Raw genomic sequence first — 21552 nt, 5'->3', positions numbered from 1 at the left:
GCCGGCCGCGGATCCCCCGTCAGTGAACGCGTCGGTCTCGGCGACGCTTGCTGACATTACTTCGCAGGATGCTCCGCCATGAACTCGTCGACGTTCTCGGAGCTGACGACGACGCCGGGAATGGTGATCACCTTCGGCTCCCAGGAGTCACCCGCCTCGATGGCCTCTAGGATGGTCTCGAAGACCTGCTTGCCTTCCTCGTAGGCAGGCTGCCACACCGTGGCGGTCATGTCGCCGTCCTTGACGAGCTGCAGTGCCTGCGGGCTGCCGTTGATCGACACCGTCTTGACGTCGGTGCGGCCGGCCTGACGCAGGGCTGCGACGGCACCGGTCATCGGCTCGTCCCAGCACGACCAGATGCCGAGCGGCTTGTCGCCGCCGGCGGGATGACGGGTCAGCCAGGCGGAGGCGAGGGCGTTGCCGTTCTGGACCTGGCCCGGAACGGTGATCTCGCTGTAGGTGATATCGAGACCGGGCTTGCCCTCGACGCCCTTGTCGAAGGCGACGCCGCGGTCGATGCAGAGCTTGCCGGGGTGAAAGGTGAGGGCCAGGATGTTGGCCTCGTCGCCGACCTGCTCGAGCAGGTAGTTGACCGAGTCCTCGCCGACCTGCTCGCCGCTGGTGGTCACGACGATGCCGTCGACGATCTCGCCGCCCCAGGTGGCGACGGGAATGTCGGCCTGGCGTGCGGCCTGCAGACCGGAGCCGATGGCGCTGCTTGCGAAGGCGAGGACGAAGATCGCATCGACGCCCTGCACCGCGAACGAGCTCATCGCGGCGTTGGCCTGGTCGGCGCTCGCCTGGGTGTCGGTCACCTTGACCTCCCAGCCGGCCTTCGTCGCGGCGTCAGTGGCGCCGGCGATGACGTCGATGTTCAGCGCGTCGTTGGCCAGAAGGGCGACGATGCCCAGAGTCTTGGGATCCTGCGCCTGGGCAGGAATGGCGGTGGTGAGCGCGCAGGCGAATGCTGCGGCATACACAAGTTTACGCATGAAAGTCCTCCTTCGGGTGATGCGGCTCCTCCGCGGAGCAACATTTGCTATTGGTTTGTTTGGCGCTCCGGCCGGACGGCGAGCGATCCGGCGCAGTCCCGCCGGATCCGGCCTTTCCATGTCCGCTACGCCGACGGCTCCATTCCCAGCCTGCCTCGGTAGAGCATTCGTCTCCGCCAATCCTCGTATCCGGCCAAATCTCTGACATTCGTCGGCGCGAGAGCAGCCGAAACACGCACTGCCACGCGACCGCACAGCCACCGGAAATACGGTCGCCGCGACCGATCGTGATACCGGTATCATGAAATAATTGGTCCATCGTGGCAATAGGTCTCGGCACTCGCGCGGCGACGGCCGGGGCAGACGCGTGCATTCGGGCAGGGGACTGCGAGCGGCAGCCCGTCAGCAAGCCTGGAGTGGAAAGCATTATCCTTGAATTACAAGTAGTTGAGCGATTTCAAACTTTGAATCTCGCTGGATCCGGAAGCGAAAGGATCTGGCGCCCCGAGCCGCCGTCGCGATGGAAAGGGAGGCGAGCCGCGACCTCCGGGCCCGTCCGTGCGCCGGCGCCCGTGTCGCAGAGGAGCGCGAGGGCTTGTTATCGGTATCAGATACGATCTACAAGTGGCGCGACGGCTACGGACGACGTGGCAAAGCCGCCGGAACCGTTCGGCGCCCGCACCCCGGACGGATGCGGCGAACCGCCGACCGGCCGGCTCACGCGGACCGGCCGTACGGGACGACAGCGGTGCGAGCAGGGAGTGCAGACGCGATGCAGGTCACATACGATTTCACGGGCAAGAACGTTCTTCTCATAGGCGGCACCACCGGCATCGGCCGGGCGACCGCGCGCGCCTTCGCGGAGGCCGGCGCCAACCTCTTCGTATCCGGGCTTGGTGCCGAATTCGGCGACAGCCTTGGCGAAGAGATCGGGGCGACGGGTGTCGAGTTCGAGTTCCGCGAGACCGATGTGCGCGACGGCGCGGCCATGAAGAGGCTCCACGAAGAGGCCTTCGAACGCTTCGGCCGCATCGATATCGCGTTCAACAATGCCGGCGTGTCTGGAAAGACCGCACCCGTGCACGAACTGGACGACAGCGACTACGACCTGCTGATGGACGTCAATCTCAGGGGCATCTTCCAGGGCTTGCGGCTTCAGGTGCCGCACATGATCGCTCATGGCGGCGGGGCGATCGTGAACACCTCATCACTGTTCGGCGTGATGGGATTCGCAACCACGGCGGTCTACTGCGCGAGCAAGTGGGGCGTCATCGGCCTGACCAACTCGGTCGCGCTGGAAGTCGCCCGCAAGAACATCCGGGTCAATGCGATCGCCCCGGGCTCCGTCATGACGCCGCTGATTCAGAACATGTTCGGCGGCGAGCAGGCGGCCAGGGACACGGTGCTGCCGATGATCCCGATGGGCCGCATCAGCGATCCGTCGGAGATCGCCCAGCTTGTGCTGTTCCTCTCGTCCGACGCGGCATCTTTCATCACCGGCCAGGCCGTCGTCATCGACGGCGGCGGCTTCGTGGCGGGCGCCGACCAGCTCTGACTGCTGAGGGCTGCGGACGCCGGCCCTCACCTTTCCCCGACAGAGCGGGCCGGGTCAGCTGACCCGGCTCGTCTCGCCGTCGGCCAGCGCGATTTCCACGACCTGAAGTCCGGCGTCCGTCTTGCGGGAGGGGAACATGGTGTGCAGGCGGTCCTCGTGGATCGGAATCACCCGGCGGGCTTCGCCGCCGACCGATTTCAGCATTTCCGCGCTCGAGAATATCAGGTTGTGCTGGCTGCCGACGGCCAGCCCGATCGGCACGATCTGCGGATCTTCCGGGTCGAGCCCGGTCAGGTTGTCGTAGGTGTAGATCAGGTCGCCAGCGAAGATCCACTTGTCGGCGCTGTCGCGAGCCCCGTCGTTGCGGATCGTCACGTACATGCTGCCGTAGGTGTGCGTATCTTCCGCCAGGTTCACGTCAATGCCCGGCAGTACGTCCTCGCGGTCGCCATCGATCAGTTCCATGCGGCCTTCCCTGGCCGCGTCCACCGCCTTGACGATGTCGGCGGGATCGCCGCCCCCGACCAGGAACCGGTATTCGGAACCCAGAGTCAGCGCCCAGACCCACTTATCCAGTTCCCGCTTCTGCAGATAGAACGTGGCGTTGGGAAAATGATCGATTGCGCCCATGTGATCGAAATGGGCGTGGGTGACGAAGACCTTCGTGATGTCTTCCGGCGCGACGCCGCATTCGGCCAGCACTTCACGGGGCCCGTGATAGTTCGAGACGCCATAGGCTTCGGCCAGCGTCTTTCCGAAATTCACGTGATCGTAGCCGGTGTCGATCAGGATCGTTTCGCCCTTGCCCTTCAGGAGCGCGTAGGCATAGGGCAGCTTTCGGATGCCCTGATGCTGGGGACCGTACATCATCACGCTGAACGGAAATTTCTCGACCGCCGCGTATTCGAGAACCCAGATTGAATAGTCGGACATGTGTTCCTCCGGAGGTGCGTATGTTCTTAGCGGGGCGTCGCCGCGGTCGCGGCGTGCGCATGGGCGGCGCAGCATGCCTGCCCGAAATCGACCATTTCGAAACCGGGCAATAGGCGGGCGGTTGCCCGCAGGTGTCCGGTCGCGGACCAGAGCGCGCGGGACAGGGTGTCGCGCTCGCCGTCGCTGGCGTCCGCCGCGGCGCAGGCGTCGGCGGCGGCGAACGCCCATTGCGTCGATTCCGCTGCCCTGGACAGGTGGTGGTGGTGATGCGCCGCCAGCGCCGGAACGGGAAGCGCCAGCAGGTCGTCATGGGCACGACCTGCCGCCTGGCGCGCCAGCAGAAGGGAGCCGTCGGGGCGGGCTGCAGGCTTGCCGCCGGTCATCAGCATCAGCGAATAGCCGGCGACCTGGGTGAGCACCTGCTGCAGCAGTTCCTGGACCGGCTGCGCGGCTTCGATGTAGCTCAGCACCGACGGGTCGATGCGGCGCTCGGCTGACGATTCCATGCGTGTCTCCCAGGTCCTGCGGCCCGCTACCCGTACGCTCCGCTTATAGATATCTTTGATACCGGTAACAACATCTTAGGCGCCTCGACCTGACCCCTGCTTGTCGGGCCCTGCTTGTCGGATACGAGTCGAAGCGCCTATACCGGTCATTGCGGTGGAGGAAACAGACATGCCCAAGCAATCCTCGACACGGAAGGGGCAGTTCGCGACTAGTGCCCGGATGCGCGATGTCGCCAAGCGGGCCGGCGTGTCCACCATGACGGTGTCGCGGGCCCTGAACGAGCCCAGCAAGGTGTCCGAGGAGATGCGCGAGCGCGTGTTGAGCGCGGTGAAGGAAATCGGCTACCTGCCGAACCACCTGGCGAGCAGCCTCTCCTCGAACCGGTCGACCACGATCGGCCTCATCGTCCCCAGCATCGACAACTCGATCTACACGCAGACCGTCAAGGGCCTGTCGGATGTCATACGGCAGTCGGGCTTCCAGCTGATGATCGCGGAATCCGGTTATGATCCCAACGAGGAAGAGGAACTCATTACCGCGTTCCTGACCCACAGGGTCAGCGGACTGGTGCTGCACAGCGCCGAGCACACGCCGCAAGCCGTTGCCAAGATAGCGAAATCCGGTGTCCCTGTGGTCGAGAACGGCAATATTCCGGAAAAGCCCATCGACATGGTGGTCAGCTACTCGAACTGGGATGCGGCCTACACGATGACCATGCATCTGGGACGGCTGGGCTACAAGCACATCGCATTCGCCAGTCTATATTCGGTCCACAACGACCGTTCGCGCGACAGGCTGAAGGGCTACCGGGCCGCGCTCGAGCAACTGGGCCTCGACTACGATCCTCGGCTCGTGATCGAAACGTCACGTGGCCTGAGTTCCGGCGCGGAGGTGGTGGCGCGTGTGGTCCACAGCGTGCCGGAGGTCGATGCCCTGTTCTGCGCCGGCGACGTTCTGGCGGTGGGCGCGCTGTTCGAATGCCAGAAGCGCGGTTGGGCAGTGCCGGGACGGATCGCCATCGCCAGTTTCGACGACGTCGAACTGCTGCGCCACCTCTCCCCCTCGGTGACGACCCTGCGGCTGCCGCGCTATGATATCGGCGAGCGCTCCGCACGCATGCTGCTGAGCCGCATCATGGACGGCGCGGAACATTTCAGAGGCAGCATCGTCGACCTGAAGTTCGAGGTCATCCAGCGCGAAAGCGCCTGAGTTCCCAACACTTTTGCACCAGCTGAACGCGGTTGCGCCGGCTTGGGGCGGTCACTATAGTTCCACTCTCTGTTACCGGTATCATGAATTGCCGCTGGGCGGCGGGACCGGTGAACCTCTAGCGGAGGCGCGTCGGGTTTGGTCACTTGCGGGCGGGACGTCGTATCATGACTGCAGCCGGGGAACCGGAGGCGATGGTCGCTTCGGTATCGGGTCGACCGTTGAGCGGCCGTCGCGCCCTGCTGACGGGTTCGGTCGGCGGCCTCGGCCTGGCGATGGCCGGCGAACTCGCACGGGCCGGTTGCGACCTCATGCTCAACGGCATCGATCCGTCTGCCGACGTTGAGCCCCGGTACCGGGAGTTGGCGGAGGAAGCCGGGGTCCGGATAGTCTATCAGCAGGCGGATCTGTCCCGGGAGAGCGGTGTCCGACGCCTCGTCGACGCGGCGACGGCCGAACTCGGCGGGATCGACATTCTCGTCAACAACGCGGTCGTGCGCCATTTCGCGCCGATCGTCGACTTTCCCGCCGAGCAGTGGGACGCAGCGCTGGCCGTCAACCTGTCCGCAGCTTTTCATGCCATCCGGCTGACGCTGCCGGGGATGCGCGAGAGGAACTTCGGGCGGATCTTCAACATCACCTCGGTCTACGGGCTGCGCGGAACGCCGGACCGGGTCGGATACGTGACGACCAAATCCGCACTGCTCGGCCTGACGCGCAGCGTGGCCTTGGAGAACCTCGACTGCGACGTCACCTGCCACAGCATCTGTCCGGGTTCGGTGCTGACGCCTGGAACCGACGAACGCGTCGTCGAGATAATGGACAACGAGCGGATCGACCGTGCCGCGGCCGAACGGGCCTTCCTGGCGGGCAAGCAGCCGGGTGGGCAATTCGTCTCGCCGGAGAGCGTGGGTACGCTGCTGGTCTTCCTGTGCGGGCCGATCGCCCGTGACATGACCGGCGCATTGCTTCCGGTGGAGGCCGGGTGGCTGGCGAGTTGAGGACAGCCGCAGCCGCAGCGATCGAGTACCGGGGGTGCCCCGGCACCGCCTCACAAGGGGAGGAGTTTCATGTCCGACACCTACGAACTCTACGCCATACGCTACGGGCACTTTCACAGGAATGCGGCCGCCAATTTCGTCGGTGGCGATCCACATGACGGCCCGATGCCGCTCGACTATTTCGTCTGGGCGATCGTGGGGGAGTCGCGCACGTTCATCTTCGATACCGGCTTCGACGAAAAGGTGGCCGTCAGGCGCCAGCGCGAGTTGCTTCGTCCGGTCGGCGAAGGCCTGAAGATGATCGGCATCGATCCCGACACCGTCGAGGACGTGATCCTATCGCACATGCATTTCGATCATTGCGGCAACCACGAGCTCTTCCCGAAGGCGCGCTACCACTTGCAGGACGTCGAGATGGCCTACTGCACGGGGCGGTGCATGTGCTATGCGTATCTGCGCCATCCGTTCGACTACGACGACGTGGCCAACATGCTGGCCAAGCTTTATGCTGATCGGGTCGTCTTTCACGACGGCAGCTCGGAGATCGCGCCGAACCTCACCGTGCACCGCGTCGGAGGCCACTCCAAGGGGCTTCAGGTCATTCGTGTCCTGACGCGGCGCGGATGGGTGGTGCTGGGGTCGGATGCCTCGCACTTCTATGCGAATTTCGAGCAGTACCGGCCTTTCCCGGTGCTCGAGAGCGCATCCGACATGCTCCAGAGCTACGACACGATGCGGCGCCTGGCGACTTCACTCCAGCACATCGTGCCGGGCCATGATCCGCTCGTTCTGGAACGGTACCCTGCCGCGCTTCGGGGTGTGGACGATATCGTGCGGCTCGACCTCGAGCCGGTTGCAGGGTCGACCTGAACGACCTGCCTGCCGCCGCCGCCGTTACCGGACGCCGTGCCGCCGCGACCTGGGTGGAACGTCTGCCTTTCTCTCGCGTTTCTCCGACAACTTGCGGCTGCGCCCCAGCGGCCGCCTTCGGGTATGTCGGCGGGAGACCCAGTTCATGGCGAAATCGAAATCCTCAAGCAAGACTTCCAAATCCCGCTCAGCGGGAAAAATGGACTCGGTCACTCTGGCCGACCAGAAAATACTTCGTGGAACCGGCGGAGAGACGCATCAGGTCGCAACCGGCGACGTCCCTGTGCTCACCACCCAGCAGGGCGTGCCAGTCGCGGATGACCAGAACTCGCTAAAGGCGGGCTCGCGAGGGCCCACTTTGCTGGAAGACCAGCACTTTCGCGAGAAGATCTTCCATTTCGACCACGAGCGCATTCCCGAGCGCGTCGTCCATGCCCGGGGCTTCGGGGTGCACGGCTATTTCGAGAACTACGAGTCCCTTGCGGACATCACATCCGCCGACCTGTTCCAGCGGCCCGGCGAGAAGACCGAGGTGTTCGTTCGTTTCTCCACGGTAGCGGGCAACAAGGGCTCCGCTGACGTGGCGCGCGACGTTCGCGGTTTCGCGGTCAAGCTCTACACCAAGGAGGGCAACTGGGACATCGTCGGCAACAACATCCCGGTCTTCTTCATCCAGGACGCGATCAAGTTTCCGGATCTGATCCATGCCGCCAAGCAGGAGCCGGATCGCGGCTTCCCGCAGGCGCAGACCGCCCACGACAACTTCTGGGACTTCATCTCGCTGACGCCGGAATCGATCAACATGGCGCTCTGGATCATGTCCGACCGGACGATCCCGCGCTCGTTCCGTTTCATGGAGGGTTTCGGCGTCCATACCTTCCGCATGATCAACGCGGAGGGCAAGTCGACCTTCGTCAAGTTCCACTGGAAGCCCAAGCAGGGCCTGCAGTCGGTTGTGTGGAACGAGGCGCTCAAGCTGAACGGCGCCGACCCTGACTTCCACCGGCGCGACCTTTGGGACGCGATCCAGATGGGCGACTATCCGGAATGGGAACTGGGGCTGCAGTTGTTCGACGAGGAATTCGCCGAGAAGTTCGAGTTCGACGTCCTTGATCCAACCAAGATCATTCCCGAAGAGGACGTGCCGGTACGCCCCGTCGGGCGCATGGTGCTGAACCGGACGGTCGACAACTTCTTCGCCGAGACCGAGCAGGTTGCATTTCATACCGGCAACGTGGTTCCCGGGATCGACTTCTCCAACGACCCGCTGCTGCAGGGCCGGAACTTCTCATACCTGGACACGCAGCTAAAGCGTCTCGGCAGCCCCAACTTCACTCATCTTCCGGTGAACGCACCGCGCTGCCCGTTCCATCATTTCCAGCAGGACGGCCACATGGCGTTCCACAACCCCAAGGGCCGGGCGAACTACGAGCCCAATTCCTGGGGAGAGCAGGGAGGTCCGCGCGAGGCCCCGGAGGCCGGATTCAACTCCTATCCCGAGCACATCGACGCTCCGAAACAGCGCGTGCGATCCGAGACGTTCGCCGATCACTACAGCCAGGCGCGGCAGTTCTACCTGTCCCAGACGGAAGTCGAGCGCGAGCACATCGCGTCGGCTTTCACCTTCGAGCTGTCGAAGGTCGAAACGCCGGAGATCCGGGCACGGGTGGTCTCCCACCTCCTCAACGTCGACAAGGGACTGGCTGAGACGGTCGCCGAGAAGCTGAGGCTGAAGCCGATGCCGCAGCCTGCCGACGCTGCCATGCCGACCATCGAGCTCAAGGAGTCGCCGAAGCTCTCCATCATTCTCAACGGTCCCGACAGCTTCAAGGGACGCAAGCTCGGGGTACTCGTCTCCGATGGCGCGCCAATCGATCTGCTCAAGGCGCTCAAGTCGGCGGTCGAGAAGGAAGGTGCGATGATCGAATTCATCGCTCCCCATGTCGGCGGCGTCGAGGCGGACGACGGTACATGGGTCGAGGCAAAGCAGATGGTCGATGGCGGACCGTCGGTCCTCTACGACGCCGTCGCGGTGCTGACCTCGCCCGAAGGCGCCGAAGAACTGGCCAAAGAACCGACCGCGAAGGACTTCGTCAGCGATGCGTTCGCGCATTGCAAGTTCGTCGCCTATTCGGCTGCCGCCACCGCGCTGTTCGATGCGGCCCGCTGCGATCCGGATGGCGGCTTTGTGGAACTGAAGAAGACAGGCGATGCCGCTGCGTTCGTCAAGACGTGCCGGGATCTGCGCTTCTGGGAGCGGAGCGCCTAGGCGCCCCAGCCAGCGCTACCTGCCGAACAGCAGGTCGGGAATGAAGAGCACGATCTGAGGAACGAAAATCAGCAGGAGCGTCACCAGGGCGACCGCGACGAACAAGGGCATGGATTCCCGGGTGTAGTCGCCGACGGGACATTTCAGGATCGAACACACCGCGTACATCGCCGCTCCCACCGGAGGCGTGAAGTTGCCGATGGTGGCGGCGACGATGAACACGATCCCGAAATGTACCGGGTCGCCGCCCAGCTCGCGAACGAGGGGAAGGAAGATCGGCGTCAGCATGATGATCAGGACCGTGGCATCGATGAAGAAGCCGATCGCCAGGATGAACAGCGCGATCAGCACCATCGCCACATAGAGGTTCTCGGTTGCGCCGAGTATCCAGCCCGAGACCACGTCCGGCACCCGCTCCAGCACGATGCCGTAGCTGAAGATCGCCGACAGCGCGATCAGGAACATCACGGCGCCGACGTCCGCCAGGCTGCCCTCCAGCGCCGCCACGAACCCCTCCGACTTCATCTCGCGGTAGATGAGGACGCCGATGAACACGGCGTAGACGACGGCGAAGGCTCCTATCTCCGATGGCGTGAACACGCCCATCCGCAGGCCGAGCAGCAGGAACACCGGGAACAGCAGCGCCCAGAGACCTCCGCGCAGTGCGGTCGCGGTCTCCCGCAGCGATGGTCCGTGCCGCCGTTCGGGCTGGTAGCCCCGCCGCCGGGCCGTCAACCAGACGGACACCGACAGGGCAAGCCAGAGCAGCGCCGCCGGAACGAAGCCGGCCGCAAAGAGCTGGCCGATGGAAACCTGGCCGATGGTCCCGTAAAGGATCATGCCGATTCCGGGGGGGATGATCGGGGTGAGAACGGCCCCGAAGGACAGAACGCCCGCCGTGAAGCCCCGCGTGAAGCCGCGGCCGACCATCTGCTCGCCGAGCATGCGGGACTGCATGGCGGCATCGGCGATCGCCGACCCGGACACCCCGCCCATCAGCGCCGATAGCGCCAGCGACACCTGTGCAAGCCCGCCCTTCAGCCGCCCGGTCAGCACCGATGCGAGCGTCAGCAGCCGATCGGTGATCCCCGACCGGTTCATGAAGTTGCCCGCCATGATGAAAAGCGGGACCGCCAAGAGGGCGAAGTTCTGGGTCTGCGAGACTGTTACCTGAACAGGGATGGTGAACGGCAGCTCCGGGTGCTGGAGGAAGAAGAGGGCGCCCGAAATGCCGATGGCGAATGCGACCGGCATCCCCATCAGGAGCAGAACCACGAAAGCGATGGTGACGATCAGCATCCGCGCGTCACCGCGATGTCGGCGATGCGCCGAGCAAGCCGTCCTCGCGCAGCGCCGTCCGCACCTTCAGCACGGTCGTCAACAGCAGCAGCGCGCCGCCCACGACGATGCTCATCGTGACCCATGAGTAGCTGACGCCCGGGATACCCTGAAAGCTGCGGGCACGGCTGACCCAGGACAGCCACGCGCCTGCATAGATCACGTAGGCCAGGAAGACGCCGATGATCAGATGGTTGGCGTAGACGAGCGCCCGCCGGACGCCCGGCGAGGCCAGCGAGGGAACGATGTCTATCGTCATCAGTGCGCCCCGACGCCACGCGATGTCGGCGCACAGGAAGCAGGCCCAGGCGAAGAAACAGGTGGACAGGTCGATCGTCCAGTTGAGCGGATGGTGCAGCATCCGCGCCACGCCGCCGGTGAAGATCAGCGCCACCATGAGCAGCAAAAAGGTTCCGGCGAGGACCGCCTCGACTTTCAGGGCGAAAGCATAGAGTGCGCGCATACGCAGTCCCCGCCGGTCAGGTTCCGGCAAGTTCCCCTTACTTGCCGAGCTCGGCCTGCACCTTGTTCTTGGCGTCCGTGAGGCCGAGAACCTCGTAAGCCTTTTCGCCCGCCTGGCGGAAGGCGTCCATGTCCACGTCGTCGACGATGGTCATTCCCCTCTCCGCCACCGTCGCCTTAGCCTTCTCGACGGCGTCTGCGATCGTGGCAGACGTCTCCTGTCCGGCGGTGCGGCATTCCTCCACGAGCGCGGTCTGGTAGTCCTCGGGGAGTTTGTCGAACCAGTCGGAGCTGACCACCTGGAAGTTGACCAGCAGAATGTGCCCCGTTTCGTTGGCGTATTCGAGCACCTCGTGCATGTTGGCCGCGGTGATGTTGGGATAGACCAGTTCGGCGCCGTCCACGGCCTTCTGCTGCAGGCCCGGATAGATGTCGGTGAAGTTCATCGCCACCGGCTCGGCGCCCAGGGCCCTGATCGATTCCTGCCAGATCGGCGCGGGCGGCGTGCGGATGCGCTGCCCGGACAGGTCTTCGGGCGTCCGGATCGGCGTGTTGGTGAAGAAGTGCCGGAAGCCCTGCACCCAATCGAAGCAGACGACCTTGATGCCGTGCTCTTCGGCAAGCTCCTGCTGCCACTCCTGCATGGTCGGGGAATCGGCAAGCGAAAAGGCTTCTTCCATCGACGAGACGAAGTAGGGCCCATTGACCACGGCAATTCCGGGGACATAGTTGCCCAGGCGTGCGGAATCGGTGTTCTGACCGATGTTGGCGCCCTGCCGGATCTGCTCGATGATGTCCTCCTCGACGCCCAACTGGGCGCTGTGGAACACTTCGATCTTGAGGCCGCCGTCGGTGCGTTCGGCCACGCGTTCCGCCCAGTTCGTGAAGCCCTGGTGGTAGGGCTCGCTGGGGCCGAGCACGTGGTTGAAGCGCAGCGTGTAGGTATCCTGCGCCAGTGCGGTCGTGCTCATGAGGGCCAGCGCCCCCGCGGCCACGCACCCCGGTATCAATCGGCTTTTCCGTCCCTTCATCTGCTGTCTCCTTCAGTTGGCTTTTTTGTTGCACTTTCAGGCGTCCGGCCGAGCTGCCCCGCCGCAAAGGGCAGGGCCAGGTCGAAACGTTCGGCGAGACGTTCGAAATCGGCGATCGTCACCGGATCCAGCGGAATCCCCTGGACCGCGCGCCGCTCCGCCTCGGCCCATTCGCGGTCTCCCGGCGCCATGACGGAGCAGCCGTCGCGGGCGGGCGAGGCGCGCAGGCGATCCAGATAGCGCGTCAAACCCTCGTCGAACGTCGACTTGTCGACGAAGGCATCCGGCCTGATCGCCATGACGAAGGCGCCCAGGTTGCGAGGTGTGGTCAGGTCGGGACCCGCCATCCGCGGCAGGTCGAAACTGAGTGTGGCGCCGGTGAGAACGGCACTGAATATCTCGAGAAGGCCGGCGAGGCCGGCACCCTTGAAGCCGAATTCCCCGCCGATCGGCGCAAGCATCTCCGCTTCATCTGCGTCCAGCGTGTCGCGTCCTTCCGGAGTTGACGCCACACCGGCAGGAAGCGGCTGGCGGAGGCTCCGGTACAGCCTGATGCGGTTGTAGGGAATGGCGCTGGTCGCCATGTCGAGCAGCCAGGGACGTCCCTCGCGAACGGGGACCCCGCACGCGATCGGGTTGGTGCCATGGAAGCGGGACGCGCCGTCGTGCAGGCGCACGACCGCGTCGGCATTGCAGGTGGCGAGACCGATATACCCGGCCTCGGCGGCGGCCAGTGCGTAGGCGCCGGCCGGTCCGAAATGAGAGCTGCGCGTTACCGCGACGGCGCCGATGCCCATCTGTCCGGCCAGGCCGATCGCATGCTCCATCGCCTTGTATGTGGCAAGCGCGCCGTGAGCGTCATCCGCGTCGAGGGTCGCCACGGCGCCGAAGCCGGAGGTGATCCGGATGTTAGGACGCGGATTGAGACGGCCGGCGATCAGCACGGCGGCATAGTGCGAGAGGAGGCGCACGCCGTGAGAATCGACGCCGAGGCTCGAGGCATGCATCATCGCCCGCGTCGCTGCGTCGACCGTCGCCTCGTCGGCGCCTGCGGCGGCAAGTGCAGCCCTGCAGAAGGCGTGCAGGTCGGCCTCAGAAACCCTCAGGGCGCCATCGCCGGACTGATCCTTGGGGATGGCCGTCATAGGGTCTGGCCCCCGTCGACGACGAGGAGCTGCCCTGTCATGAAGGCAGACTCGTCGCTTGCCAGGTAGACCGCGGCGGATGCCATTTCCTCGGCTGTGCCGAGCCGGCCCACCGGCTGCCGGTCCATGAACATCCGGCGCGTCGCGTCCGGATCGTCGGTCGCCTCGATCCGCTGCTGCAGCGAGGGGGAATCCGTGGTTCCCGGGCACAGCGCGTTCACCCGCACGCCCGTCCTGACCGTATCGCGCGCGACCGCCTTCGTCAGGCCGATCAGAGCCGCCTTGCTGGCTCCGTAGGCGACACGCCGGTTCACGCCCGTGATGCTGGAGGCGACGGAGGCTACGTTGACGATGGCGCCGCCGCCATTCTCGATCATCGCGGGGAGGACGGCGCGAATGGTCCGGAAGCACGAGGTGACGTTCTGGTCGAGGCTGCGCGCCCAGGCGTCCTCGTCGCATTCCAGGATGGTCCCGTCGTGCACCCAGCCCGCGCAATTGACGAGGACGTCGATCCGCCCCGCGTCGGAAATCGCCCGCCGGACGGCCTCGCCGTCGGTCACGTCGAGTTCGACTGGCAGGATGGCGGGACTGGCTTCGGGAAGATCGGCGAGTTTGGCTGCCGTGCGGCTAGCGGCCAGCACATCGGCGCCTTCGGCCGCGCAGGAAATTGCGATCGCCCGCCCGATACCCTGTCCGGCACCGGTGACAAATGCGCGCTTGCCGGCAAGCCGACCTGCCATGTCCGCGTCTTCCTCCCTGCCGCGTCCGGCGCCCTTGCAGACGCTGCCGCGAATAATGTCTTTTGTGTACACTATACGTAACTGGAGGAATGTACAATGGGGCCGACTGCAATGGCGAACACGACAGGCACGCGCGCCTCATGTAGTCGGACATGCAGCCGGCCTCGGCGCAGACACCAACCGGGAGGATCCAGATGGCATTCAACATGAGCGATTTTTCGCTGGCCGGCCGCACTACGCTGGTCATCGGCGGTTCTAGCGGTATCGGACGGGAGATCGCGCTGGGATTCCGGGAGGCCGGGGCGACCGTGCTGATCGCCGGACGGCGTCGCGAGGCGCTCGACGCCGTCGCGGGCAAACTTGGCGGGAGCGCGTCTGCCCGCATCGCCTACTCCGCGGATGCGCGGTCAGTGTCGGCGCTGGCCACGCTGGCCGAGACGGTAGAAGCCGAACACGGTCCCGTCCACGTGCTCGTCAACTGCCAGGGCACCACGGCTATCAAGCCGGCGCTCGACCTCAGCGAAGCCGAGTATGACAATATCGTCGACACCAACCTGAAGAGCGTGTTCTTCGCCTGCACCCAGTTCGGCCGCCGAATGTGCGAGCGCGGCGGAGGCAGCATCATCAACATCAGTTCGCTCGCCGCCCACACGGGGTGGGCGAACGCAGCCGCCTATTGCGCGAGCAAGTTCGGCGTTGCGGGAATCACGCAGAGCTTCGCGGCGGAGTGGGGAGAGAAGGGGGTGCGCGTCAACGCGATCGCCCCGGGCTTCTTCCTGACAGACCTCAACCGCGAACGGATGCCGGAGGAGCGAAAGGCCGAGGCCCGCCGCCGCTGTGCCATGAAGCGGATGGGCGAACTGCCCGAACTGGTCGGCGCAGCCGTCTATCTGGCCTCCGACGCTGCGCGCTTCGTAAGCGGCGCGACACTGCGGGTGGATGGCGGCTACCTGTCGTCCGGAATATGACTTTGGTCCGGGCAGGGATAAGATAGCGGGCGATGGCGTCTTCGCGAACCATTGAGCCGGACGGGCAGGCGGATCCGGACCCACGCAGCCGCACGGTGCGCCGGCGGGAGGCTGCCGACCGGGATTTCTCCGGCCCGGCGCCGCGCCTGTACGAACGCGTGTTCCGCATCCTGGCAGGCCAGATCGAGGCGGGCGAGATAGCGGGCGGCGCGCGTCTGGGCGAGACGGCCGTCGCGGAGCGCTTCGGCATAAGCCGCGCGCCCGCGCGACAGGCGCTCGAGGAACTGGAGCGCGGCGGGCTGGTCGTGAAGTCGGCCGGCCGCGGATATACCGTCAACAGCGAGGATTCGGTTCGCCGCGATCCCATACGTCCGGCCAGCGCCGACTCGGCCGACGTGCGTCTCGTGTCGATGTCCAGCTGGGAGCGGATCTACGGCGAGATCGAGAACGAGATCACCGCCCGGATCTCGTTCGCGAGCTGGCGCCTGAACGAGGTCAAGCTCGCGCGCCATTATGGCGTCAGCCGCACGGTGGCGCGCGACGTGATCGGGCGGCTGCAGCAGCGCGGCGTCATCCGCAAGGACGAGCGGTCACGATGGTATGCGCCGAGGATGAGCCCCGACCATATCGGCGAGCTGTACGAGCTGCGCTGGCTGCTCGAGCCGCAGGCGCTGGTAAAGGCGGCGCCTGACGTGCCGCCCGCGCTGATCGCCCGGATGCGCCGAAACCTGGAGGACGCGATCGCCGAGGCGCACACGATCGGCGGGGCCACGCTCGACCGGCTGGAAGAGGAGCTGCATGTCGAACTGCTGGGATATTGTGGCAACGGGACACTGATGCAGGCGATAACCTTGCACCAGTCGCTTCTGATCGCGCACAGGTTTCTCTACCGCTGGACACCACGGCTGTTCGAGACTGAGCCGTTCCTTCCCGAGCATCTGGCCATCGTCGAGCAGTTGGAGTGCGGACGCGCCACCGCCTCGGCCCGCACGCTGGAGCAGCATCTGAGGGTCTCCCGCGACCGGGCGATCGCGCGTGTCGACGTGGTCGTCCAGCAGGTCAATCCGGAAGACCTCGCCTATCTCGAGCCACTATAGACTGATCCCGCGTCCCGACCGGCGCCGCTGCGCCGGCTACGCGACCGCCCCGATCTCCGTCGCGGCCTTGCGCTTGCTTTTCAGCAGTCCGTACTTGCGGCGCTTTGCGATCGACAGCGTGTGGATGAACGATTCCCGCTGCAGCCGCAGGAATTCGACGGACTCCAGCCGCGATAGCCCGATGAGGATCTCGTCACCGTTCTTGTCGAAGGTGAGTTCACCCGACTGTTCCAGCGACTCGCGTTCGCCGCGGTCCAATACAAGCGTGTGTGTCAAAGCGTTTTCTCCCCGTAAGCCGATCGCATCATCTGCGCAATCGGTCGTGAAATCCGCTTTTCGACCTTGAGGTCGTCGCCCCGAGCAAGCTCGCCAGGCTCCGCCGCAGCTGGCTCTAAACTCCAGGGCGATGGACAAGAGTACGGCAGATCATGAAGATCTGCAAAGACTGCAGATCCAAGGGTCGGGTCGCCGTCTTCAACTGTGGAAAACGGCGCGACCGCCGAACCTGTTCTGATCTAGACGCGCACCACGTCAGAGACTCTCGAGATTATACTGTGGGTCAGCTGTGGCGCGCGTTGATTTCCTCCAGGGCCGCGTTGCCTGGGCACAGATCGGCGTCCTGCAGGCTGTTGAGCGGGGCCGGAACGGTATCGATCAGGCCGTGCAGATCTGTTTCGTCGGCGTCCAGATAGAGGAGGCCGGTGGCGACTTCTCCCGCTTCCCGATGCCGGTTGAGCGCCGAGAGCACGGCGCCGCGATCGCTCGGATCGTAGTCCTCGGCAAGCTTGTGCAGCTTCATCACCGCTCCGTCGTGAAGGGTCACGTCGACGACAGAGCCCGGCTCGTAGTCGACGGAGATCGTCTCCCGGACCGGCACGAAATCGACCCTGTCGAGCGCGGCATTGTGCTCGCGCACGTAGTCGTAGCTCTTGGTCGAAGTGGGATGGTTGTTGAAGGTCACGCAGGGGCTGATCACGTCGATCAGCGCGAACCCTCGGTAGCTCATCGCCGCCTTGACGAGCGGGACGAGCTGCGCCTTGTCTCCGGAAAACGATCGGGCGACGAAGCCGGCGCCGAGTTCGACCGCCAGCGCAGCCAGATCGATCGACTCGAACGGCGTTCCCAGTCCCTTGCGGTTCTTCGACTGCTTGTCGTTGGTCGCCGACGCCTGTCCCTTGGTGAGTCCGTAGGTCCCGTTGTTCTCAACCAGGTAGAGCATGTTGAGCCGACGGCGGATCGCGTGACAGAACTGGCCGAGGCCGATCGAGGCGGTGTCGCCGTCACCCGAAACCCCGACATAGACCAGGTTCCGGTTGGCGAGATTGGCACCGGTCGCCACGGACGGCATTCTGCCATGAACCGAATTGAACCCGTGCGAGCGGTTGAGGAAATAGTTCGTCGTCTTCGAGGAGCACCCGATCCCCGAGACCTTGGCGACGCGATGGGCCTCGATGTCGAGTTCGAAGCACGCCTCGACGATCGCCGCGGAAACGGAATCGTGGCCGCAGCCGGCACACAGCGTCGAGATGACGCCCTCGTAGTCGCGCCTGGTCAGGCCGAGCGAGTTCAAGGCGAGAGCGGGATGATGAAACTTCGGCTTGGTGATGTGGGTCATCGTGATCGATCCGGTCAGGCAGCGGTGATCGGTGGGGCGGAAGCCTCGGCAATGCGCCGGTTCTCGCGAAGAACGGCGAGCACCCGTTCCATCACGAAGGCGGCCGTCAGGGGCATGCCGTCACAGTTGGTGATGGAGACCAGCTTCTTTGCCGGAACCTCGGCTTCCGCGATCAGCAGGTGCCGCATCTGCGCGTCGCGGTTCTGTTCGACGACGAACAGGAAGTCGTGCCGGTCGATGAAGTCCATGACTTCGTCCGAAAAAGGGAAGGCGCGCAGCCGCATGTGATTGAGGCCGTAGCCCTCCCGCGCCATCAGGCCCATCGCTTCGCGGATGGCGGGATCGGTCGAGCCGAAATTGATGATGCCGAGCCGGGACTTCGAACTCAGCGTGCGCACCACCGGCTTCGGCACCAGGGCCTTCGCCGTCTCGAATTTCGAAGCGATGCGCTCTAGCATCGCTGCGTGAATGGTGCCGTCCTCGGTGTAGCCGCCGGTGTCGGTATGAGAGGTGCCGCGGGTGAAATAGGCGCCCTTGTCCGGGTGGGTCCCCGGAATGGTTCGCCAGGGTATGCCGTCCCCGTCCACGTCGCGGTAGCGCCCGAAGCTCGTCGCGGCCTCGAGGCCGGCGGCATCCAGCACCTTGCCGCGGTCCATGCGGCGGGTGTCGTCCCACTGAAGTGAGTCCACGACCCAGTCGTTCATGCCGATATCGAGATCGCTCATCACGAAGACCGGTGTCTGCAGCCGGTCGGCGAGGTCGAAGGCGTCGGCGGTCAGGCTGAAGCATTCCCCCGGGTCGCCGGGAATGACGAGAACGTGGCGGGTGTCGCCGTGCGAGGCATAGGCGCAGGCCAGTATATCGGACTGCTGCGTGCGCGTCGGCATGCCGGTGGAGGGACCACCGCGCTGGATGTCGAAGAGCACCAGCGGGATCTCGGCGAAGTAGGCCAGTCCGATGAACTCGCTCATCAGCGATATCCCCGGTCCCGACGTCGCGGTGAAGGCACGCGCGCCGTTCCAGTTCGCGCCGATCGCCATTCCGGCCGCCGAAAGTTCGTCCTCGGCCTGGATCACCGCGGCCTTCATCTTTCCGTCCGGGTCGCGGCGCAGTTTCGAGGCGTATCTCTCGAAGGCTTCGGCCAGCGAGGTCGACGGCGTGATGGGATACCACGATGCCACCGTAGCGCCGGCATAGACCGCCCCGAGGCCGGCCGCCTCGTTGCCGCTGATCATGATCTTGTCGGCGGTGCCGTTGGACTTGCGCGCCCTCACGGGCAGCCGGATCTTGACTTTGTCGTGGACGTAGTCGCGACCGATCTGCAGCGCCTTGAGGTTGGGCTCGACGAGTTTCGGCTTGGCGCGGAACTGCTCGGCGAGCAGCCGTTCGATGATCTCGATGTCGATTTCGATCAGCCAGGACAGCGCGCCGAGATAGACGACGTTCTTGAACAGCTGCCGCTGGCGCGGATCCGACCACTCCTCCGCGCACAGCGCGGCGATCGGAATGCCGATCTGGTTGATGTCGTCGCGCCCGAAATTGCGCGGCCAGGTGCTGTCGTAGATGATCGAACCGCCCGGCACTACCTCGGCTGTGTCGGCCGCATAGGTCTGCGGGTTCATGGCGACCATGATGTCGATGCCGGCGCGCCGCGCCAGATGGCCCGCCTCGCTCACCCTTATCTCGTACCAGGTCGGCAGGCCCTGGATGTTGGAAGGGAAGATGTTCTTCGGGCTGACCGGCAGGCCCATCCGGAACAGCGCCTTGGCGCAGAGCAGGTTGGCGCTGGCCGATCCCGAGCCGTTGACGTTGGCGAACTTGAGGACGAATTCGTTGAAGGCGCGGTCAGGCAGCATCGGCCGGCTCCCGCGATGCGTCTGCGTGAGCGTCCCAGTAGGTGTACTTCTGCATGTCCCAGGCCCCTGTCGGGCATCGTTCGGCGCACAGGCCGCAGTGCAGGCAGACGTCCTCGTCCTTGGCCATGATCCGGCCCGTCTTCAGGCCGTCGGCGATGTAGAGGTCCTGCTCCAGGTTGCGGGCCGGCACCCTGAGCTTCTCGCGAAGCTGGGTTTCCGGCGCGTTCTCTACGAAATTGATGCAGTCGACGGGGCAGATGTCCGTGCAGGCATCGCACTCGATGCACAGGTTCGACGTGAAGACCGTCTGGACGTCGCAGTTGAGGCAGCGCATCGCCTCGTCGAAGGCGAGCTTCTCGTCATAACCCAGTTCGACCTCGACGGTGAGGCTCTTGAGTGCCGCGGCGGTCTCGACATGGGGCACCGGGATGCGGCGGCTGACGGAGACGTCGTTGTCGTAGGACCACTCGTGAATGCCCATCTTCTGGCTGACGAGATTGGTGTGCGGCGGCGGCCGCCGGTCGAGCGGCTCGCCCCGGCAGAACAGGTCGATCGAAATCGCCGCCTGATGGCCGTGCGCAACGGCCCAGATGATGTTCTCGGGCCCCCATGCTGCATCGCCGCCGAAGAACACGCCGGGCATCGTCGAGGAGAAGGTCTGGGCGTCGACGACCGGCATGCCGTTGTCGTCGAAGTCGAGGCCGATGCCGCGCTCGATCCACGGGAAAGCGTTCTCCTGGCCGATCGCCATCAACACGTCGTCGCATTCGACGACGACCGGCGGCTCGCCGGTCGGCCTGAGCTTGCGCCGGCCCGTGTCGTCGTATTCGGCCTTCATCTTCTCGAACACGACGGCGGTAAGCTTGCCGTTCTCGGTCCGGAATTCCACGGGCGAGTGATTGTCGAGGATCGGCACGCCTTCGCGCAGCGCGTCCTCGATCTCCCATTCGGAGGCCTTCATGTCGGCGCGCGGGCTGCGCACCGTCACGGTCACCTCCTCGCCGCCGAGCCTGAGCGCGGTGCGGCAGCAGTCCATCGCGGTGTTGCCGCCGCCGATGACGACGACGCGGCGGCCGATCTTGTCGACATGGCCGAACGCCACCGAGGTCAGGAAATCGATTCCTATGTGGACGTTGGCACCGGCTTCCTCGCGTCCCTTGACGGCCAGGTCCTTGCCTCGCGGTGCCCCTGTCCCGATGAAGACGGCATCAAACCCTTCCTCGCGGATCGCCTGCAGGCTGTCGACCTCGTGGCCGAAGCGAACCTCCGCGCCCAGGTCCAGCACCCGGTCGACCTCCTCGTCCAGCACGGATACCGGCAGCCGGAAGGAGGGGATGTTGGTCCGCATCAGCCCGCCGGCGCGGGTGTCCTTCTCGAAGACAACGCAGTGATAGCCGAGCGGCAGCAGGTCGCGCGCGACCGTCAGCGATGCGGGCCCGCCGCCGATCAGCGCGACCCGCTTTCCGTTCGGAGGGAACGGGCGTTGCGGCAGGCGCGGACCGATGTCTCCCTTCAGGTCGGCGGCGACGCGCTTGAGGCGGCAGATCGCAACCGGTTTCTCCTCGACCCGCGTGCGCCGGCAGGCCGGTTCGCACGGCCGGTCGCAGGTGCGACCGAGGATCCCCGGAAACACGTTCGATTCCCAGTTGACCATGAACGCGTCCGCGTAGCGGCGCTGCGCTATCAGGCGGATGTATTCGGGAACCGGGGTGTGGGCGGGGCAGGCCCACTGGCAATCGATGACTTTGTGAAAGTACTCTGGGTCGGCGACGTCCGTCGATTTCATCTTCTTCGCGCCAGCGGGCGCCTTCCTTGGATCCTCTGCGCCGGCTCGATCGCACCGGGTTCTTGATGTCCCGTTGTCCGGCCGACAACTCATCATACCTGCTTTTTCAGATCTTTGAATGCCCGGTTTCGGCTGCCGGACGGATCGGGGATCCCAGGGATCGGGGCTAGCGCCAGAA

Annotated in this window: 19 protein-coding genes; 7 read left to right on the top strand and 12 right to left on the bottom strand. The window is 65.1% G+C overall.

Going from position 1 to position 21552, the window contains the following annotated elements; translation table 11 throughout:
* Positions 1–56: 56 nt before the first annotated feature.
* A complete protein-coding gene (locus V3328_RS15890) occupies positions 57–992 on the bottom strand; it encodes a sugar ABC transporter substrate-binding protein (RefSeq protein ID WP_340330665.1) in 936 nt (311 codons plus the stop codon).
* Positions 993–1764: 772 nt separating this feature from the next.
* Here V3328_RS15890 and V3328_RS15885 point away from each other — a divergent pair.
* Positions 1765–2547, top strand: a complete 783-nt coding sequence (locus V3328_RS15885) for an SDR family NAD(P)-dependent oxidoreductase (RefSeq protein WP_340330664.1) — start codon at positions 1765–1767, stop codon at positions 2545–2547.
* A gap of 54 nt (positions 2548–2601) precedes the next feature.
* On the opposite strand, the gene V3328_RS15880 is transcribed toward V3328_RS15885, so the two are convergent.
* Together V3328_RS15880 and V3328_RS15875 are read right to left on the bottom strand one after the other, a co-directional pair.
* Positions 2602–3480, bottom strand: coding sequence for an N-acyl homoserine lactonase family protein (locus V3328_RS15880; RefSeq protein WP_340330663.1), 879 nt, complete (start codon positions 3478–3480; stop codon positions 2602–2604).
* 26 nt (positions 3481–3506) lie between these two features.
* Positions 3507–3986 carry a hypothetical protein gene (locus V3328_RS15875; RefSeq protein WP_340330662.1) on the bottom strand — a complete coding sequence of 160 codons (480 nt, stop codon included), beginning with the start codon at positions 3984–3986 and terminating at the stop codon, positions 3507–3509.
* Between the two features lie 169 nt (positions 3987–4155).
* Between V3328_RS15875 and V3328_RS15870 the strand changes: the two genes are divergently transcribed.
* From V3328_RS15870 to V3328_RS15855, 4 genes are all read left to right on the top strand, one after another.
* Positions 4156–5196 (top strand): LacI family DNA-binding transcriptional regulator, encoded by a 1041-nt coding sequence (locus V3328_RS15870; protein ID WP_340330661.1) that lies wholly within the window; start codon positions 4156–4158, stop codon positions 5194–5196.
* A 167-nt stretch (positions 5197–5363) separates the two neighbouring features.
* Positions 5364–6197 carry an SDR family NAD(P)-dependent oxidoreductase gene (locus V3328_RS15865; RefSeq protein ID WP_340330660.1) on the top strand — a complete coding sequence of 278 codons (834 nt, stop codon included), beginning with the start codon at positions 5364–5366 and terminating at the stop codon, positions 6195–6197.
* Positions 6198–6266: 69 nt separating this feature from the next.
* Positions 6267–7067 (top strand): N-acyl homoserine lactonase family protein, encoded by an 801-nt coding sequence (locus tag V3328_RS15860; protein WP_340330659.1) that lies wholly within the window; start codon positions 6267–6269, stop codon positions 7065–7067.
* A gap of 145 nt (positions 7068–7212) precedes the next feature.
* Entirely contained in the window at positions 7213–9336 is a 2124-nt protein-coding gene (locus V3328_RS15855) for a catalase (RefSeq protein WP_378759051.1), read from the top strand.
* 15 nt (positions 9337–9351) lie between these two features.
* Here V3328_RS15855 and V3328_RS15850 read toward each other — a convergent pair whose 3' ends face one another.
* The 5 genes from V3328_RS15850 to V3328_RS15830 are packed head-to-tail and all read right to left on the bottom strand — an operon-like array spanning position 9352 to position 14052.
* Positions 9352–10635 (bottom strand): TRAP transporter large permease, encoded by a 1284-nt coding sequence (locus V3328_RS15850; RefSeq protein ID WP_340330657.1) that lies wholly within the window; start codon positions 10633–10635, stop codon positions 9352–9354.
* Positions 10636–10642: 7 nt separating this feature from the next.
* Positions 10643–11137, bottom strand: a complete 495-nt coding sequence (locus V3328_RS15845; RefSeq protein WP_340330656.1) for a TRAP transporter small permease — start codon at positions 11135–11137, stop codon at positions 10643–10645.
* Between the two features lie 37 nt (positions 11138–11174).
* Positions 11175–12167 carry a C4-dicarboxylate TRAP transporter substrate-binding protein gene (locus V3328_RS15840; RefSeq protein ID WP_340330655.1) on the bottom strand — a complete coding sequence of 331 codons (993 nt, stop codon included), beginning with the start codon at positions 12165–12167 and terminating at the stop codon, positions 11175–11177.
* A complete protein-coding gene (locus V3328_RS15835) occupies positions 12164–13312 on the bottom strand; it encodes an Ldh family oxidoreductase (RefSeq protein WP_340330654.1) in 1149 nt (382 codons plus the stop codon). Before V3328_RS15835 ends, V3328_RS15840 begins: the two co-directional genes overlap by 4 nt.
* Positions 13309–14052, bottom strand: a complete 744-nt coding sequence (locus V3328_RS15830) for an SDR family oxidoreductase (protein WP_340330653.1) — start codon at positions 14050–14052, stop codon at positions 13309–13311. The genes V3328_RS15835 and V3328_RS15830 overlap by 4 nt, the downstream gene beginning before the upstream one ends.
* Positions 14053–14246: 194 nt before the next feature.
* Here V3328_RS15830 and V3328_RS15825 point away from each other — a divergent pair, with 194 nt between their 5' ends.
* Entirely contained in the window at positions 14247–15020 is a 774-nt protein-coding gene (locus V3328_RS15825) for an SDR family NAD(P)-dependent oxidoreductase (RefSeq protein ID WP_340330652.1), read from the top strand.
* A 32-nt stretch (positions 15021–15052) separates the two neighbouring features.
* A complete protein-coding gene (locus V3328_RS15820; RefSeq protein ID WP_340330651.1) occupies positions 15053–16117 on the top strand; it encodes a GntR family transcriptional regulator in 1065 nt (354 codons plus the stop codon).
* Between the two features lie 36 nt (positions 16118–16153).
* On the opposite strand, the gene V3328_RS15815 is transcribed toward V3328_RS15820, so the two are convergent.
* From V3328_RS15815 to V3328_RS15800, 4 genes are all read right to left on the bottom strand, one after another.
* A complete protein-coding gene (locus tag V3328_RS15815; protein WP_340330650.1) occupies positions 16154–16393 on the bottom strand; it encodes a hypothetical protein in 240 nt (79 codons plus the stop codon).
* Positions 16394–16676: 283 nt separating this feature from the next.
* Complete coding sequence (locus V3328_RS15810) at positions 16677–17732, bottom strand: 2-oxoacid:ferredoxin oxidoreductase subunit beta (RefSeq protein ID WP_340330649.1); 1056 nt, start codon at positions 17730–17732, stop codon at positions 16677–16679.
* A 14-nt stretch (positions 17733–17746) separates the two neighbouring features.
* On the bottom strand, positions 17747–19588 hold the full coding sequence (locus V3328_RS15805; protein ID WP_340330648.1) for a 2-oxoacid:acceptor oxidoreductase subunit alpha: 1842 nt from the start codon (positions 19586–19588) through the stop codon (positions 17747–17749).
* Positions 19578–21374, bottom strand: coding sequence for an FAD-dependent oxidoreductase (locus V3328_RS15800; protein WP_340330647.1), 1797 nt, complete (start codon positions 21372–21374; stop codon positions 19578–19580). Before V3328_RS15800 ends, V3328_RS15805 begins: the two co-directional genes overlap by 11 nt.
* Positions 21375–21552: the final 178 nt, after the last annotated feature.

It is taken from the genome of Microbaculum marinum (genome assembly GCF_037855135.1).
Classification (GTDB): Bacteria; Pseudomonadota; Alphaproteobacteria; order Rhizobiales; family Tepidamorphaceae; genus Microbaculum; species Microbaculum marinum.
Note: the sequence above shows the minus strand (reverse complement) of the source record. Positions and strands in the feature narration are given on the sequence as shown.